The organism is Bradyrhizobium sp. USDA 4461 (assembly GCF_054055655.1).
This window is the reverse complement of sequence record NZ_JBSRXM010000001.1, coordinates 7,129,502-7,145,312: the sequence shown is the minus strand read 5'-3', so window position 1 is coordinate 7,145,312 and position 15,811 is coordinate 7,129,502. Positions and strand designations below refer to the sequence as shown.

At 66.8% G+C, this 15,811-nt stretch carries 20 protein-coding genes; 12 read left to right on the top strand and 8 right to left on the bottom strand.

Features of this window, described 5'->3' with window-relative positions; translation table 11 throughout:
- The first annotated feature begins 17 nt into the window (after positions 1–17).
- On the top strand, positions 18–1,238 hold the full coding sequence (locus ACVINW_RS33760; protein WP_456755266.1) for an MFS transporter: 1,221 nt from the start codon (positions 18–20) through the stop codon (positions 1,236–1,238).
- A gap of 31 nt (positions 1,239–1,269) precedes the next feature.
- On the opposite strand, the gene ACVINW_RS33755 is transcribed toward ACVINW_RS33760, so the two are convergent.
- Both ACVINW_RS33755 and ACVINW_RS33750 read right to left on the bottom strand, forming a co-directional pair.
- Entirely contained in the window at positions 1,270–1,914 is a 645-nt protein-coding gene (locus ACVINW_RS33755; RefSeq protein ID WP_456755265.1) for a Vgb family protein, read from the bottom strand.
- Between the two features lie 28 nt (positions 1,915–1,942).
- Entirely contained in the window at positions 1,943–3,163 is a 1,221-nt protein-coding gene (locus ACVINW_RS33750; protein WP_456755264.1) for a helix-turn-helix domain-containing protein, read from the bottom strand.
- A 92-nt stretch (positions 3,164–3,255) separates the two neighbouring features.
- Between ACVINW_RS33750 and ACVINW_RS33745 the strand changes: the two genes are divergently transcribed.
- Positions 3,256–3,504 (top strand): hypothetical protein, encoded by a 249-nt coding sequence (locus ACVINW_RS33745; protein ID WP_456755263.1) that lies wholly within the window; start codon positions 3,256–3,258, stop codon positions 3,502–3,504.
- Between the two features lie 5 nt (positions 3,505–3,509).
- Here the strand turns inward: ACVINW_RS33745 and ACVINW_RS33740 are convergent, their stop codons facing one another.
- Positions 3,510–4,601 (bottom strand): adenylate/guanylate cyclase domain-containing protein, encoded by a 1,092-nt coding sequence (locus ACVINW_RS33740; protein ID WP_456755262.1) that lies wholly within the window; start codon positions 4,599–4,601, stop codon positions 3,510–3,512.
- A gap of 76 nt (positions 4,602–4,677) precedes the next feature.
- Between ACVINW_RS33740 and ACVINW_RS33735 the strand changes: the two genes are divergently transcribed.
- Complete coding sequence (locus ACVINW_RS33735) at positions 4,678–5,130, top strand: SRPBCC family protein (protein WP_456755261.1); 453 nt, start codon at positions 4,678–4,680, stop codon at positions 5,128–5,130.
- 12 nt (positions 5,131–5,142) lie between these two features.
- On the opposite strand, the gene ACVINW_RS33730 is transcribed toward ACVINW_RS33735, so the two are convergent.
- Entirely contained in the window at positions 5,143–5,784 is a 642-nt protein-coding gene (locus ACVINW_RS33730) for an HD domain-containing protein (protein WP_456755260.1), read from the bottom strand.
- Between the two features lie 207 nt (positions 5,785–5,991).
- On the opposite strand from ACVINW_RS33730, the gene ACVINW_RS33725 reads away from it, so the two are divergent.
- Positions 5,992–6,957: a GlxA family transcriptional regulator gene (locus ACVINW_RS33725; RefSeq protein ID WP_456755259.1), complete on the top strand. Its 966-nt coding sequence runs from the start codon at positions 5,992–5,994 to the stop codon at positions 6,955–6,957.
- A 72-nt stretch (positions 6,958–7,029) separates the two neighbouring features.
- Complete coding sequence (locus ACVINW_RS33720; RefSeq protein ID WP_456755258.1) at positions 7,030–7,599, top strand: histidine phosphatase family protein; 570 nt, start codon at positions 7,030–7,032, stop codon at positions 7,597–7,599.
- A gap of 103 nt (positions 7,600–7,702) precedes the next feature.
- On the opposite strand, the gene ACVINW_RS33715 is transcribed toward ACVINW_RS33720, so the two are convergent.
- Positions 7,703–8,077 (bottom strand): MmcQ/YjbR family DNA-binding protein, encoded by a 375-nt coding sequence (locus ACVINW_RS33715; RefSeq protein ID WP_456755257.1) that lies wholly within the window; start codon positions 8,075–8,077, stop codon positions 7,703–7,705.
- Between the two features lie 188 nt (positions 8,078–8,265).
- Between ACVINW_RS33715 and ACVINW_RS33710 the strand changes: the two genes are divergently transcribed.
- The 4 genes from ACVINW_RS33710 (at position 8,266) to ACVINW_RS33695 (ending at position 10,922) form a co-directional block, all read left to right on the top strand.
- Positions 8,266–8,898: a PadR family transcriptional regulator gene (locus ACVINW_RS33710; RefSeq protein ID WP_456755256.1), complete on the top strand. Its 633-nt coding sequence runs from the start codon at positions 8,266–8,268 to the stop codon at positions 8,896–8,898.
- Between the two features lie 23 nt (positions 8,899–8,921).
- Positions 8,922–9,566: an O-methyltransferase gene (locus ACVINW_RS33705; protein WP_456755255.1), complete on the top strand. Its 645-nt coding sequence runs from the start codon at positions 8,922–8,924 to the stop codon at positions 9,564–9,566.
- A 108-nt stretch (positions 9,567–9,674) separates the two neighbouring features.
- Positions 9,675–10,370 carry a GNAT family N-acetyltransferase gene (locus ACVINW_RS33700; protein ID WP_456755254.1) on the top strand — a complete coding sequence of 232 codons (696 nt, stop codon included), beginning with the start codon at positions 9,675–9,677 and terminating at the stop codon, positions 10,368–10,370.
- Between the two features lie 207 nt (positions 10,371–10,577).
- Complete coding sequence (locus ACVINW_RS33695; protein WP_456755253.1) at positions 10,578–10,922, top strand: Lin0512 family protein; 345 nt, start codon at positions 10,578–10,580, stop codon at positions 10,920–10,922.
- A gap of 22 nt (positions 10,923–10,944) precedes the next feature.
- Here the strand turns inward: ACVINW_RS33695 and ACVINW_RS33690 are convergent, their stop codons facing one another.
- Positions 10,945–11,793 (bottom strand): SDR family oxidoreductase, encoded by an 849-nt coding sequence (locus ACVINW_RS33690; protein WP_456755252.1) that lies wholly within the window; start codon positions 11,791–11,793, stop codon positions 10,945–10,947.
- Between ACVINW_RS33690 and ACVINW_RS33685 the strand changes: the two genes are divergently transcribed.
- From ACVINW_RS33685 to ACVINW_RS33675, 3 genes are all read left to right on the top strand, one after another.
- Positions 11,784–12,014, top strand: coding sequence for a hypothetical protein (locus ACVINW_RS33685; protein WP_456755251.1), 231 nt, complete (start codon positions 11,784–11,786; stop codon positions 12,012–12,014). The genes ACVINW_RS33690 and ACVINW_RS33685 overlap by 10 nt on opposite strands.
- A gap of 70 nt (positions 12,015–12,084) precedes the next feature.
- Positions 12,085–14,202: a phospholipase D-like domain-containing protein gene (locus tag ACVINW_RS33680; RefSeq protein ID WP_456755250.1), complete on the top strand. Its 2,118-nt coding sequence runs from the start codon at positions 12,085–12,087 to the stop codon at positions 14,200–14,202.
- A gap of 150 nt (positions 14,203–14,352) precedes the next feature.
- Entirely contained in the window at positions 14,353–15,057 is a 705-nt protein-coding gene (locus tag ACVINW_RS33675) for a glutathione S-transferase family protein (protein WP_456755249.1), read from the top strand.
- Here the strand turns inward: ACVINW_RS33675 and ACVINW_RS33670 are convergent.
- Positions 15,054–15,605 (bottom strand): disulfide bond formation protein B, encoded by a 552-nt coding sequence (locus ACVINW_RS33670; RefSeq protein WP_456755248.1) that lies wholly within the window; start codon positions 15,603–15,605, stop codon positions 15,054–15,056. The two genes, ACVINW_RS33675 and ACVINW_RS33670, sit on opposite strands and share 4 nt — an antisense overlap.
- 8 nt (positions 15,606–15,613) lie before the next feature.
- Entirely contained in the window at positions 15,614–15,772 is a 159-nt protein-coding gene (locus tag ACVINW_RS33665; protein ID WP_456755247.1) for a DUF5993 family protein, read from the bottom strand.
- Between the last annotated feature and the right edge of the window lie 39 nt (positions 15,773–15,811).

Below are 15,811 nucleotides of genomic sequence, written 5' to 3'. Positions count from 1 at the left end.
GGCATGGGAGTTCCGGAATGAGCAATTCGACCTATCGTTGGGTGATCGTCGCGGCCGGCGGCCTGCTTGGCTGCGTCGCGATCGGCGGCATGTTCTCGCTGCCGGTGTTCCTGCAGCCGATGGCGCGTGAGACCGGCTGGTCGGTGACCGGGATCTCTAGCGCGATGACCATCGGTTTCCTTGCGATGGCCTTCACCAGCATGATCTGGGGCACGCTGTCGGACCGGTTCGGGCCGCTCCCGGTGGTGCTGACCGGATCGATCGTGCTGGCGGCAAGCCTGGCGCTGGCAAGCCGGGCGACCTCGCTGCTGGCCTTTCAGTTCATGTTCGGCGCGCTGGTCGGCGCGGCCACGGCGGCGATCTTCGCCCCGATGATGGCCTGCGTCACCGGCTGGTTCGACACCCATCGTAGTCTCGCCGTGTCGCTGGTGTCGGCCGGCATGGGCATGGCGCCGATGACGATGTCGCCGCTCGCGGCCTGGCTGATCTCCCACCACGACTGGCGGACCGCGATGCTGATCGTCGCGGGCGTCGTCGGCGCGATCATGATCCCGGTGTCGTTGCTGGTGCGGCGTCCGCCGGCACTGCAAGGCGACGCCCCTGAAGCGGCGGTTTCCGCCAACGGAGAGCCGCCGCTGTCGCTGGCGCAGGCCCTGCGCTCGCCGCAATTCCTGATCCTGATCACGACCAATTTCTTCTGCTGTGCCACCCATTCGGGACCGATCATCCACACGGTGAGTTACGCGGTTACCTGCGGCATTCCGCTGGTTGCCGCGGTCACGATCTACAGCGTGGAGGGGCTCGCCGGCATGGGCGGTCGCATCGCCTTCGGCCTGCTCGGCGACCGCTTCGGCGCCAAGCGCGTGCTGGTGCTCGGCCTGCTGGCACAGGCATTCGGCGCGCTCGGCTATGTCTTCGTGCGCGAGCTTGCCGCGTTCTACGCGGTCGCGGCGATCTTCGGCTTCATCTATGCCGGCACCATGCCGCTGTACTCGGTGCTGATCCGCGAGAATTTTCCGCTGCGCATGTTGGGCACCGTGATCGGCGGCACCGCGATGGCCGGCAGCCTCGGCATGGCGACGGGGCCGTTGGCCGGCGGCCTGATCTACGACACCTTTGCGAGCTACACGTGGCTCTATGTCGGCTCCTGGGCCACGGGCCTCGGCGCGTTCCTGATCATGATGACCTTCCGGCCGATGGCATCGGCGCGGCCCACCGCGGTGCCCGCACCGGCGTGAGCAGGCTCAGCGCGTGGAGCGGTTGGTCGCTTCACGCGCCGCTGAGCTTCGGCCGGCGGATCGCGCGCACCTTGTTGTTGGTCGAGCCGCTGCCGCAGAAGAACCGGTCCTTGCCGTCGGATTCGAGTCCGGAGACGAACGTGCCCTTCGGCATCTCCAGCCGCTCCATGACTTCGCCGGTTTGCGGATCGATGCGCCGGACGTCGCTCTGGTCCTCTTCCCAAGTGCCGTGCCAGAGCTCGCCATCGACCCAGGAGACGCCGGTGACGAAGCGGTTGCTTGCAATGGTGCGAATGACCTTGCCGGTGTCCGGATCGACCTGAACGATGGTGCGGTCGCGATACTGGCCGACCCACAGCGAACCTTCCGCCCACGCGAGGCCGGAGTCGCGGCCGCCGCCGGGCGCGGGGATCGTGGACAGCACGCGTCCGCTGCTCGGCTCGATCTTCAGGATGCGGTCCTCGGCGATCTGGTAGAGGTGCTTGCCGTCGAAGGCGGTGCCGGCATGGGCCGCGATGTCGAGGGTACGGGTGGTGTTGCCGCTGTCGGGATCGAACGCGACCAGCCGGCCGCCGGCCGCGAACCAGACCTGCTCGCCGTCGAAGCTGACGCCGCCGACGCTCTCGACGCCCTCGAAGGCATATTCCCGGATGATCTCGGCTTCGGACTTCTTCATGCTCGACTCCTGTAGTCTCGGCCCGATGCTAGCCGTTCGGCAGCGGGGCAGGGAGTAACAACGTCGTCGTGAATCCCGGCACCGGGGGCGTCATCCAGCGCCGGGCGCGGGCGCGGCCGACCGGCTGCACCTTGCCGCTGGCTGCCAGCGCATCGAGCGCGCGCTGCACGGTGCGCTGGCTGGCGCCGAGCGCGACCGACAGCGCCGAGCTCGACCACGCCTCGCCGTCGGCGAGGAACGCCAGCACCGCCGCATGCTCCTCCTCGACCGGCAGCGCCAGCACGCTGACCTCGCGCCGGCCGTGCGGCTCCAGCACGAAGCCGTCGGGCGTGGCGTTGAGATCGGCGAGCGGCCGCAAGGCCCGGCGCAGCCGTCCGATCTCGACCCGCAGCCGCGCCCGGTGCGATTCATCGGCGTGCTTGCCGCGAAACGCGCGCGCGATCAGCGTGCTGCGCGACACGTCCTGCGGCCAGGCTTCGCCCAGCGCGCGGGCGAGCGCGAACAGCACCGGACGCCGATTCAGAGAAATAGTTGTCCGGGCATCGCGCACGGCATAGCGGCAGGCATCGACGACAAGCGCCTTCGACACCATCAGGGCCTCGACCTCCTCGAGCAGCAGCGGACGCTCGCCGCCGCGCGCAATCAAGCGTGCCGCCGGCGTGGCGAGCAGGCGCGCCGTGCTTTCGACCTCGGCCGCAAGCTCGGCGATGCCGGCGCGGTGCGCGGCGTCCCTGGCTCGTGCCAGCGCTTCGCGCGCCGGCTTGGTGCGCAGCCGGCGCATTGCGATCCCGGCGACGACCAGTTCATGGCCGACGCGCAGAGCCGGCGGGAAGGGCGCCGGATCGAGGTCCTCGAGCATGCGCTCGGCCGCATCGAGGCTCCCGATCAACAGCAGGCGACGGATCTCGAGATAGCCGGCATGGGCGGCGTTGAGCGCATCGCCCCGCGCCGCGAGCGTCGCGCGCGCCGCGGCGAGGCTCTTGCCGGGAAAGGACAGATCGCGCGACACCAGCGCGATCTCGGCCTCGGCCACCACGCAGCGCGCCCGCGCGATCGCTTCGCGTGGACCGAAGGCGCGGCCGGCACGCCGCAACAGCTCCTTGGCACGCGCGAAATCGCCGAGCCGTGCCATCGCGATGCCGCGCAGCGCCAGCGCCGGCGCATCGTCGCGCAGGGCCACCCGTTTCAGTGCGCCGAGGGGATCACCCGCCGCGAGCGCGCGCGCCGCAGCTGTAATCAGCGAGTCCATTCGAATCCCGACACACTTGTCACTCTCGCCCTCCGAGGCCCGGTCCTAACCTAGCACATGACGACATGGATCATCTCCAGAGAGATCGAACGATGAGCGGTATCGAAACACGTGACGATTGGTTGAAGGGCAGGCTCGGCGGGCGCGGTTCGACGGCGGCGCGCTGGCTGTCGCTTGCGGCGGCGCCGACCTTCGCGGTCATGGCGCTGCTGGCCGCGATGGCGCCGGCCGACATGATCTGCGGCGCCATGCAGGGGCCGTTGTCATTGCAGGGGATGGTCCCGATGTATGCGCTGATGAGCGCGTTCCACCTGGCGCCGTGGCTGCGGCTGTTCCGATGACCGGCTCACGCCTCCGGCAGCGTGAAGACCGCGCAGGGCCGCACGATGCCGCGCAGCGCATGGGTGCCGAGGGCAACCAGCGGCGTCTCGGCCTCGGCGGCAACGGCCTCCGAGACCAGTACGCTCTGCTCAAGCGGCTTGCACAGGCCTTCGAGCCGGCTGACCAGATTGACCGCGGCGCCGATCGCGGTGAAGTCGAGCCGGTCGGCGGCGCCGATATTGCCCCAGTGCACCTCGCCGAGATGCAGCGCCGCGCCGAACGACAATGGCGGCAAGCCCCGCTTGCGGCGCTCGGTGTCGAGATGCGCCATGCCGACGCGCGCCGCCGAGACCGCGCGCAACGCCGCCTCGCATGCGCTGCGCGCGCTGGTGGTGACCGGAAAGATCGCGAGCAGCCCGTCGCCGATGAACTTCAGCACCTCGCCGCCGAAGGCGTGGATCGCGCCGGCGATGCGGTCGAACCAGGCATCGAGCGCCGCGATCACCTCGGCAGGCGGATGGCTTTCGGAGAGCGCCGTGAAGCCGCGCAGGTCGGCAAACAGCAACGCTGCGCGGATGGTTTCGCCGGTGTTGCGTCGCAACGGCGATGCCAGCACACGCGCCGCGCTGCGCCGGCCGAGATAGGCCTCCAGCGCCGCCGTCAATGTCGCGCGCGCCGCAAGCGCGGCAAGCGGTGCCGCCATGAAGCGCGCTGCCTCGCGCAATCGATCCGCCTCGGCAGGCGTGAAGGGATCGGTCCCGATCCAGCTCAGGGTCGGGCCATCCGGTCGCGTTCCGATGGTGTCCTGGTGGATCGGGCCGCGCGCGAGGGCGCCGAGCCAGCGCCGGCCGGCATCGCCGGATCCGATCATATCGGGCATCGCAAAGGGTTGTTCCGGCGCGAAGCCGAGCGCTTCGATCACCTCGCCGGTCTCGGCACGCCACAGCCAGGTTCGTCGTGCGATCAGCGGGTGCGGAACTTCGAGCGTCAGCGTACCGCCGGCAAGCGGCAGGCCATCCGTGATAAGGTGGCTCCCAAGATCCGCCAGCAACCGGTTGGCGCCCGCGGTCTCGGCGGCGGCGTCGACCAGCCAGCTCAGTGTCGAGGACATCTGCATCACCCCATCATGGGGTTGACGCGCCATCCTTGTCACGAATTATCCCGAAACCTGACTGCCCATGGAGGATAGACCGATGACCGAAGCCTTCATCGTCCAACGCGAGATGCAGATCGCAGCCCCGCCCGCGACCGTGTTCGCGTTCCTGACCGATCCGCAGAAGATCGTCAGCTGGATGGGATTAGAGGCCGAGACCGAGCTGCATCCAGGCGGGCTCTATCTGCTCAAGGGCGTCTCCGGCGATCTGTCGCGGGCGGCACGCGGCGCGTTTCGTGAGGTCGTGCCGGTGCATCGTCTTGCCTACAGCTTCGGCTGGGAGGGCGGCGCCGAAGTGCCGCCGGGATCCAGCCTGATCGAGATCGACCTGATCGACAAGGACAGCGGCACGCTGCTTCGGATGACCCATAGCGGCCTGCCGAACGCGGCGCAGTGCGCGGCCCATGACAAGGGCTGGGCGCACTATCTGGGTCGGCTCTCACTCGCGGCGGCCGGTCGGGATCCCGGACCGGAACGCGGTCCGCACGCTTGAGGTCCCCTGACCTCATGTCGGCCATTTCGAGCCGAGGATGATCGAGCAGAAGTTCGTCCTTCTGTAGTTCATGTCCTTTAGCGCCAGCACGTCGGCCTTGACGTTGCCAAAGGTGGTATGCGGCTTCTTGATGGTGCCGCCTGCGAAATGATCGATAATGTTCTCCTTGAAGTTCGCCTCGCGCGGATGATGCGCGCAGACATGGTCGCGGTGCGCGTCGGAGAAATCGTCATAGGCGATGCCGAGTACGTCCATCTCGACCCCGGCGGTGACCAGCGCGACGGTCGGACGCATATGCTCGGGAATGCCGGGCGTGGTGTGCAGCGCGATCGAAGCCCAGACGTCCTCGATGTCGCGTTCGGCGACGCCGTAGCCTTTGAGGAAGTCGCGCGCGGCGTTGGCGCCGTCGACCTCGAAGCGCAGGTCGGGGCTCGCATGCGCCGGCGTGAGACCCATGTCGTGGAACATGGCGCCGATATAGAGCAGCTCGGGATCGAAGTTCAGCTTGCGGCGGTTGCCGGTCAGCGCGCCCCAGAAGAACACGCGGCGGCTGTGATTGTAGAGCAAATCGTCCTCGGAATCGCGCACCAGCTGGGTCGCGGCGCGGGCCATGGCGCTGTCGGGTACGCGGATGCCCGCGATGATCTCGGTCATTTCAAGACGCTCCTCGATGTGGCAAGACGGGACCGTGGCGTGGGATCACGCGGGCGGCGTTCGTCTCTGCGGTGTGTTCTGGATCGCCTTCCGGCGTGGTCCGTGGTGGCGCTGTTGTCGCTTGTTCTGGGCCGATCCCGCAACGATCGCGCGCCGCCGGATCGGGCCAACGAGACGTCGTTTCGCGCCAGCGGGCAGGGAGAAGGCATGGCGGTTCAGAAGGTCGCGGTCGCGATTCACGAAGGGGTTCAGGCGCTCGACGTCGCCGGTCCCGTCGACGTGTTCGCGGAAACGAACGGCTTTGTGCCTGCCGGGAATGGCTATGAGACGGTGCTGGTCGGCGTCAGCCGCGAACCGCTGCGCGCATCGAACGGCATGAAGATCGCGGCCGACCTCAGCTTCGACGAGGCGAGCGAGAAGTTTGACATCCTGCTTGTTGCCGGCGGGCCCGCGCTGCCCGAGGCCGCGCCGGATCCCGAAATGACGCGGTGGCTGCGCGGGGCGCCGCAGCGCGCTGAGCTCTACGGCTCGATCTGCACCGGCGCCTTCGCGCTTGGACACGCCGGGCTGCTCGATGGCCACAAGGTGACGACGCATTGGCAGAACGCGCAGCGGCTCGCGGCGCGCTTTCCGGCCGCGGACGTGATCCCCGATCGGATCCACATCCGCGACGGGAGGCTGATGACGTCGGCCGGCGTGACTGCGGGGATCGATCTCGGGCTCGCGCTGGTCGCCGAGCGTCATGGGCCGGAGGTCGCGGTCGCGGTCGCAAAGCGGCTGGTCGTGGTGGCGCAGCGCCAGGGCGGGCAGTCGCAGTTCAGCCCCTATCTCACCGCGCCCATCGACGAGGCCTCGCCGGTTGCGCGGGCGCAGGCGCACGTCATGCAGCATGTCGGCGCGCGCCACACGCTGCAATCGCTGGCGGAGGCCGTCGGCATGAGCGTGCGCAATTTCGGCCGCGCCTTTGCGCAGGAGACCGGCATCACGCCGCACGAATTCGTCGAGCGGGCGCGGGTCGATGCCGCGCGCCGGCTGCTCGAGGGCTCGGACCGGCCACTGAAAGCGGTTGCGTTCGACTGCGGCTTCGGTTCGGCCGATCGAATGCGCATCGTGTTCACCGAGCGGCTCGGCGTCTCGCCGGCGCAGTACCGGTCGAGTTTTCGCAAATTGTGATGCGGTTCATCAACCGCAGGCTGTATCGAGGCTAGGATCGTTCCGCCCCATATCTGCTCCGGAGAGGCCGCCATGGACGCGCTCACGCTCTTCATCATCCGCCATGCCGAGAAGCCTGATGACGGCTGGCCGGGGCCCGGCTTCACCGCGGACGGCGTGTCCGATACCGAGTCGCTGGTGCTTCGCGGCTGGCAGCGCGCCGGCGCATGGGCGGCGTTGTTCGGCACCGATCTCACCGGCGGCGACTATGCCAAGCCCGATGCGATCTATGCGGCGACGCCGGGCACCACGCCCAATCAGCCGCCGTCGAGCCGTCCCGCCGAGACGATCTCGGCGCTCTCCGCGCGCCGCCACCTGAAACCGAACGAAGGCTTTGCCAAGGGGCAAGAGCCGGCGCTGATGAAGGCCGTGCTGGCGTCGAAGGGCGTCGCGCTGCTGTGCTGGGAGCACAAGACGATCATCTCCGACATCCTGCCGCTGATCCCGGTCAGCAAGGGCACGCCGCCGACCAAATGGGAAGGCGACCGCTTTGACGTCGTGCTGCGCTTCGAGCGCGCCAAGGGCGACGACAAGTTCGCCTTCAAGGAGCTGTTTCCGAAATTGCTGTCGGGCGATTCCGACAAGCCGCTAGGGAGCAGCTGAGCCGCGCGGCGGCCGCGCCGGTTAGAGCGTTTTCGAGCGAAGTGGACGCCGGTTCGCGTGAAGAAAACGCGTCAAAACAAAAAGCTAGAGCTTCGGTTCTGATTCAATCAGAACCGAAAAAGCTCTGGTCGAAGCCGAGTGTCTTGCGCAATTTCCGCGTCAGCTTGGCGGCGATCAGCGCATGCGCCTGATTGAGATAGGCCTTCAGCTCGGGATCGGGCAGGGCGTCGTTCCGCACCAGCTGCACCCAAGTGGCGCGCGCCAGATACGGCGCCGGCCGCGCCAGACCTTGCTCGATCAGCAGCTGGTAGGCCATGGTCGAGGTCTTGAACATGAAGCCGCCGGTGCTCTCGATGGTGCCGCCGGCGAGCGCGAACATCTTGCCACCGACCTTGAACACCGACGTGCCCTCCCATTGCACCACCTTGGTGGTGGCGGGCAGGCGCAGGCAATGGGCTTCGAAGGTTTTGGGGCGCATGAGTCGGACGGACCGGAAGAATATCAAAGCCATAAGCCAGCGGCGCGAACGTCGGCAAGCCCGGGGTGGCGGTGGCGACCTTGGCTGCCTGGTTGCGGCTTCAGCCCCGAGACCTTCACGGAAACGTGGGTTGTGGATGGCCATCTGTAGATATATCGTAAGATATGTTTTCAGTAAGGAAAAGACCAATGAGAAAATCAAGGTTTCATGATCGGGACGGCGACGGCTTCCGGTTCGGGTTCTTCGCCATGGGCCGGCACGGCCGGGGCGGTCATCGCTTTGGCCGCGGCGGCCATGGCTTCTTCGGGCGGGGAGGCGGCGGCGACTTTCCGGGATCGCGGCGGCTCTCGTCGCAGGACCTGCAACTCGTGATCCTGGCGCTGCTCGGTGAGCAGCCGGCGCACGGCTATGAGCTGATCAAGACGATCGAGGAGCGGTCGGACGGCTTCTATAGCCCGAGCCCGGGCGTGATCTATCCGGCGCTGACCTTCCTCGAGGAGATCGGCCATGCCAGCGTCACCCAGGACGCGGCGCGCAAGCTCTACAGCATCACCGAGCAGGGCAAGGCGCATCTCGCCGAGAACCGCGCCACTGCCGACACCATTCTCGAGGCGCTGTCGCGGATCGGCCGCCGCATGGAGGAGGTGCGCGAAGCCTTCGCCGGCGTCAGCGATCTCGATGGCGAAGCGTCCGACGATATTCACCGCGCCCGTCATGCGCTGAAGAGCGCGCTGCGCCAGAAGCGCGGCTGCGATGCCGCCGAGGCGCGACGGATCGCGAAAATTCTCGACCGCGCGGCTGCCGAAATCCTGCAGCAATGACGCAATCGCAAAGGAGGCCCTTCATGTACAATGCTGAACCGCACAGCGCGATTGCCGACGCCCGCGTCACCGCCGTCATCGAGCGCCTGCAGGCCACGCGCCGGGCCCCGGTGCGAGGCAACCCGATGCAGAGCGGCAGCCGCGATCCGCACGATTATACCGAGCAGGGATTCTCGATCCACCCGGAGCAGGGCGAGCTGATCTACCTGCTGTGCCGCGGCCTGCGTGCCAAGCGCGTCGCCGAGTTCGCGACGTCGGTCGGAATGTCGACGCTCTATTTCGCGGCCGCAATGCGCGACAATGGCGGCGGCACCGTGATCGGCTCGGAGATCGTGCCGGCCAAGGTGGCTGCCGCGAAGCGCAACCTTGCCGACGCCGGCCTGGCCGCTTACGCCGAGGTCCGCGAGGGCGATGCACGCAAGACGCTGCGCGATCTCGGCGGCCCTGTCGACTTCATCCTGATCGACGGCTGGCCGGGCGAGAAGGGCCCGACGCTGGCGCGCCAGGTGATCGAGATCGTCGCCCCGCAGCTTCGCGTCGGGGGCTATGTCATGAACGACAATGCCGAGGCGGATTTCCTGGAGTTCGTGCGCGATCCCAGAAATGGCTTCGTGTCAATCACGCTGCCGCTGAAGGGCGGCACCGAGCTCTGCCTCAAGGTGGCGTAGCGGAGGTTTTCCTGCTGGCGTGATTGTGAGCCGCAACGGCATCACGCCATGCTGGATTTCATCGGCGCTTCTTGCTCTTCTCTGGAAAAATCAGGAGCGAAGCGCCGCATGTCCGAAGTCCCGCCAACCCATCCGCTTGATCGCCCGATCTGGAGCGCGCTGACCACGCGGCAGCGCGATCTCGCGGAAGGCTCCGCCGCTGCAAGGCGCTTCCCGCTCGCGATTGCGCCCTTCGCCGACATGGTCGACATGTCGCCCGAGAGCTTCGCCGCGCTCGGTGCGCTGCTGTCGGGGCCTGACATCGCGGTGCTGTTCACGCCCGATCCGGTCAGCGTGCCGCCGCAGTTCAAGGTGCTGCTGGCCGAGACCGGCGAACAGATGATCGGCGCGCCGGCGGCCTTTTCTCTGTCCGGCGTCGAGATCATCAGGCTCGGTGCGGCCGATGTTTCCGAGATGATGGCGTTGACGACGCTGACAAAGCCCGGTCCGTTCAGCGCGCGGACGCATGAGCTCGGCAACTTTTTCGGGATCCGCGTCGGCGGCGAGCTGGTCGCGATGACCGGGGAGCGGATGAAGCCCGGGAACTATACCGAGATGACCGCGGTCTGCGTGCATCCGGAGCATCGCGGCCGCGGCTATGCGCAGGCGCTGCTGTCGGCGGTCGGCCGCCAGATCGTGGCCCGCGGCGAGATTCCGTTCCTGCACGTTTTCACCAGCAATGTCTCGGCGATCGCGCTCTACCGCCGCCAGGGCATGGCGATCCGCCGCCGCCTGCACATCACGGTGTTGCAGAAGCAGGAGTAGCGCGGGCCGCGAGCTCTCATAAAGACCGAAAGTTCGGCTCACGGATGCAGGCGCCCCATGCCGCGGCGATCCTCACCGGGTCTCGCGGCGTGGATGCTGGCGCCCGCCGGTCAAAAGCGCGTAGGCGCTAGGATCCGGCTTGACGCCGCGGGCCCGGCGGCCGAAGGAGGGATCAGTCTCTCACGCCAACGACAACAGGAAAGTTTCATGACACGCGTGCGCTGTATCACCGAAATGGGCATGGGCGTCGACGTTCACGGCCGCGACGCCACCAAGGCTGCCAAGCGGGCGGTCTCGGACGCGATCCGCCATTCCAGCCTCGGCTTCTTCCGCATGCTCGGCAAGACCGCCAACGACATGTTCGTCGATGTCACGATCGCGGTGCCGAATCCCGAAGCGGTCGATACCGATGCTGTCGCCAGGGAATTGCCCTACGGGACCAAGGCCGTAAAGGCGATCGCGGGCGGGCTCGAGATTCCGTCCGATCTCGGCAACGACCCGATCCTGATCGCGAATGCCGCCGTCATCGTCAGCTTCGACGACGGCAAATGACGAACGGGCGGCGGCGACGCGTTTACTCGCCGCCCCTGAAGTAGTCGGGCTTGCCGGTGGTCCAGGTCTCGCCCCAATGCTGGCCGCCGCCGTCGACGGTCAGCATCTCACCGGTGATGAACTTGCCGGACGGCGCGGCGAGATAGACCGCGGCTTCCGCGATGTCCCAGGGGGTGCCCGGACGCATCATCGGGTTGGAGCGCGGATAGGTGGCGCGCGCCGCCTCGCTGTAGACGTTCCAGCCCTCGGTCTCGATCGCGCCGGGCGCGATGCAATTGATGCGGATGTTCAGCGGCGCCCATTCGACCGCCAGCGCACGCGACAGCCCGATCACGCCGGAGCGCGCCGCGATCGAGTGCGCGATGCCGTAGAGGCCGTGCGTCGTGACCACGACGATATTGACGATGTTGCCGGGATGTGTGCGGTCGCGCCAGCGCTGCGCTGCGGCCTGCATCATGTACCAGTTGCCGTTGAGGTTGGTGTTGATGACCGCGTTCCAGCCCTTGATCGAGACGTCGATCGCGGCCTGCGGGAACTGGCCGCCGGCACTGTTGACGAGATGATCGATGCGGCCATGCTCGGCCCATAGCGCATCGAACATCGCGTTGACCGCGTCCGCATCCCTGATGTCGGCGACATGCGCGGACGCCTTCAGGCCGCGATGGCCGAGATGATCGACCAGCGCATCGAGCTTGTCGGCATTGCGCCCCGTGACAACGACGTGGGCGCCGAGCCGGGCGAACAGCCAGGCGATGGCGCGGCCGATGCCGCCGGCGCCGCCGGACACGACGACCACCTGACCGGCCAGCGCATCGGCCGCGAACACCGTCGGGTGCGTCGCGAGTTCGTCGTCGGAGAGGCTTGGAGGCATTCGTCGTCCGTGCCGGCTGGAGCTGTCCCGAGCCAAATCTGTCCTATCGGCCGCCGAGCGGCAAGGCCGCGCGGACCGCCAATACATTCGCGCGATCTGTGAATCAGTTCACAGCTTTCGGTAGCAAATCCATCCACTATCTCGTGGAGCGCGGCACTGGCGATTGTGCGGATCGCAAGCGCAGCGTCATCGTCGCGCGATCTGATTTGGGTATTCATTGATACGGCCCCGGCAGACCTGCTGCGGGCTTCGATGTGCTTGATTCTCACAAACCGGATTTGAGGAGGCGTTATGAAAGCCGTTGCGTTCTCCAACAACGACATGGCCGTGGTCGCCTGGACCTTCGGCGGCAAGCTCAAGGATTGCCTCGGCTTCGCCGTGCACCGGATCGACGTCAAGGCGGGAACCGAAACCGTGCTGCCGGCGCTGGCCACGTTCAAGGGCGAGCAGGCGACCGAAGGCCGGACCACCGCCGACGATCCCGTCCAGAAGTTCTTCTGGAAGGATGTCTTCGCCAAACGCGGGGGCACCTACAAATACAAGATCGTGCCGATGACGGGCGTCCCCGGCAAGCTGACGCCGATGCCGTTCGGTCCGCTGATCTCGAATCAGGTGCAGCTCAACCCGAACTACGGAACGCTGTCGGCATATTTCAATCGCGGCATCCTCGCGACGCAGGCCACCGCCCACAAGCTGACCGACGGATCGCCGGCGGGCGCGATGGTCGACGTTCTGAAGGAGCGGATCGTCAAGATCGGCGATCAGCTGCGCGTCGACCTTGCCGGAGACATGATCAAGGCGCTCACCACGTTGCCGGACGAAGCGTTGACCTCAAACGGGGAGTTGCTGCTCGCACTCTACGAATTCCAGGATCCCGAGCTGATCCAGCATTTTGCGGCGGTGCACAGCCGCGGCAGCCTGATCCTGTCCAACATGCCCAGCGGCAGCAAGAAGACCGGCGATCTCACCAACGACGCCTATGCCGAGGAGCGCCAGCAGATCAAGGCGGCCGGATTGACCGTCATCGACCGGTTCATGCCGAGCAACAGCATCGGCCACAACAAGTTCCAGGTGCTGGTCAACGGCACGCCGCAGGCCGTGCTGTTCGGATCGACCAATTGCACGTCGAATGCGCTGTGCGCGCAGACCAACAACACGATCATCGCGCGCTCGCCGGCGATGGCTCAGGCCTATGCCGACTACTGGCAGCGGCTGAAGCAGGACACCGTGCCATCAGGCAATAACGGCAAGGCGCAGCAGGGGGCGGCGCTGCGCGGCACCGACGGCACCAAGCTGCCGACCATCACGCTGGAAGACAACAGCGGCACGGTCGATCTCTGGTTCTCGCCGAACACGCCGCAGCGTCGTGCCAGCAAACCCGGACCAAACGAGCCGACGCCGCCCGACATGCAGATGGTGTTCGACGCGATCGCCGGCGCCAAGCAGGCGATCGTGTTTCTGGTGTTCGAGCCGGGCTCGCCGAGCATCATCGACAAGATCGTCGACGCGTTGAAGGCGAAGCCGTCGCTGTTCGTGCGTGGCGCGGTCACCGCGCCCCAGGCATCGGGCGATTTCGCCGTCGGCATCACCGGCGGCGGCGCGGGGACCAAGCCGGCCAAGCGGCAGAAGGGCGACCCGCCATTGCCCGAGGATTACCGCGTGATCCATACCCGCGGCGTGACCAAGTCGGACGCGTTCGGGCAGTGGGAGGCCGAGCTGAACCAGGCAGGCCACGCCGTGATCCACGACAAGATCGTCGTGATCGACCCGTTCGCTGATGATTGCGTCGTCATCACCGGCAGCCACAATCTCGGTTACAAGGCCTCCTACAACAACGACGAGAACATGGCGATCATCCGCGGCCACCGTGCGATCGCGGAAGCCTATGCGGCACATTGCCTCGACGTCTACGATCACTACGCCTGGCGCTACTGGCTGCAAACCAGCCCCAACACGGCCTGGCATTTCCTCGCAACCGACGACAGCTGGCAGAACAGCTACTTCTCGGCCGACAACCAGGTCAAATCCGCCGAGCTGTCGTTCTGGCTGTCGGCGACGCCGGCCGCTGAGGCGTTGCCGACGCCGGTCGATCAGACCAGCACGCGTGTCCGCCCAGGCCTTCAGGCCGCGGTCGGTGGCGTCGCGCCGGCGATCGGCCCGCATGCCCGCGCGCCGCGCCGCCAGGGTGGCGCGACGAAGCACAATCCGGCAGCCGGCCGGCCGAGGGCGGCCGCCGCCGCGCGGAAGAAGGTCGCGAAGACCCGGACGTCGACCGCCAGGTCGGCGAAATCCAAATCGGCAAAGGCCAAATCAGCAAAAGCCAAGACCAAGAAGGTGTCGAAGACCAAGAAGCGGCGTGTGGCGGCTCGTCCTGCCAAGCGCGTCAAGACGAAACGCGCGAAGACGTGATCGGGTGTTCCGTCGGAGCGAGTATCGGACAGGCGATGCGGATCGCGCCGGAACGCTGAATAATCGCGGAGGGGGCGGGCTTCAATCGGCGCGCCGGATCACCTAGATTGGTTCGGCCCTCCAAACGCCCGCCCTCCGACGAGTTCATCCATGCCCGACCTGTCTGCCTTTCCGATCACCAAGCGCTGGCCCGCGCAGCATCCCGACCGCCTGCAGCTCTATTCGCTGCCGACGCCGAACGGCGTGAAGGTCTCGATCATGCTGGAGGAGATCGGGCTGCCCTACGAGGTGCATCTCGTCGACTTCAACAAGGACGACCAGAAGACGCCGGAGTTCCTGTCGCTGAATCCGAACGGCAAGATCCCGGCGATCCTCGATCCCAACGGTCCCGGCGGCAAGCCGCTGCCGCTGTTCGAATCCGGCGCGATCCTGCAATATCTCGCCGACAAGACCGGCAAGCTGCTGCCTGAGGATGCCGCGCGCCGCTACCAGGCGATCCAGTGGGTGCATTTCCAGATGGGCGGCATCGGGCCGATGTTCGGCCAGGTCGGCTTCTTCCACAAATTCGCCGGCAAGGATTATGAGGACAAGCGGCCGTTGCAGCGCTACGTCGCCGAGTCCGCGCGCCTGCTCGGCGTGATGCAGGCGCATCTCGCGGGGCGGCAATGGTTCATGGACGATGAATACAGCATCGCCGACATCTCGATGCTCGGCTGGGTGCGCAATCTGATCGGCTTCTACGGTGCGCGCGAACTCGTCGAGTTCGACCGCTTCACCCACGTTGCGGCCTGGCTGGAGCGTGGTCTGAAGCGGCCGGCGGTGGAGCGCGGCTTGAATATTCCGAAGCGCACCTAAGTGCGCTTCAGCAGCTCGTAGACGATCGGATTGTCGGCGCAGGCACTGAGGCCGCATTCGAGCAGGGTGGAAAGCACATTCAGCGCCGTCAGCCCGACCACCAGCCACACGGCGCCTTGCGCGAACTTGCCGGGCGCGGTGCCTTGTCCTGTGCGGTGATCGAACTGGCGGTCGAACAGCAGCATCGCCGCGAGCAGGACGATCGCTGCGATGAAGCCGATCAGCGCCCACGTATAGTAATGATAGCCGAGCAATGCCGACCCGTAGCCGGCGTCGCCGGGCAGGATGTGCAGCAGCACCTGCCGGGTCGAGACCGATGCGCCGACCACCGCCGTCAGCAGCGACAAGGCATAATGGCTCGGCCGCGGTCCGAAGCGGATGTTCAGGATCGGTCCGATCGCCAGAAGCGCGAACAGAGTGCGTTGCAACAGGCACAGCGGGCAGGGCAGCTCGTGCAGCACGAGTTGCGCCGCAAAGGCCGCGGCCAGCAGCAGCGCGAGACCATAGAGCGCCAGCGCATTCAGGCTCACGGCCCGGGTGTCGGTCATGGCCGGCCTCAGAACGACAGCGTGAGGTGGTCGGTGGCGTGATGCAGCAAGGTTGCGATGCACGCAACCAGGATCACCGCGAACAATCCGATCGCGACCGGACGCGGGCCACGCCAGGCCACCAGCATGGCGATGGTGATGGCGAGAAACAATGCGGTGAATTCCATCGTCAGCCTCCGGATGCGAGCCGGCCGCAGTCTATGACA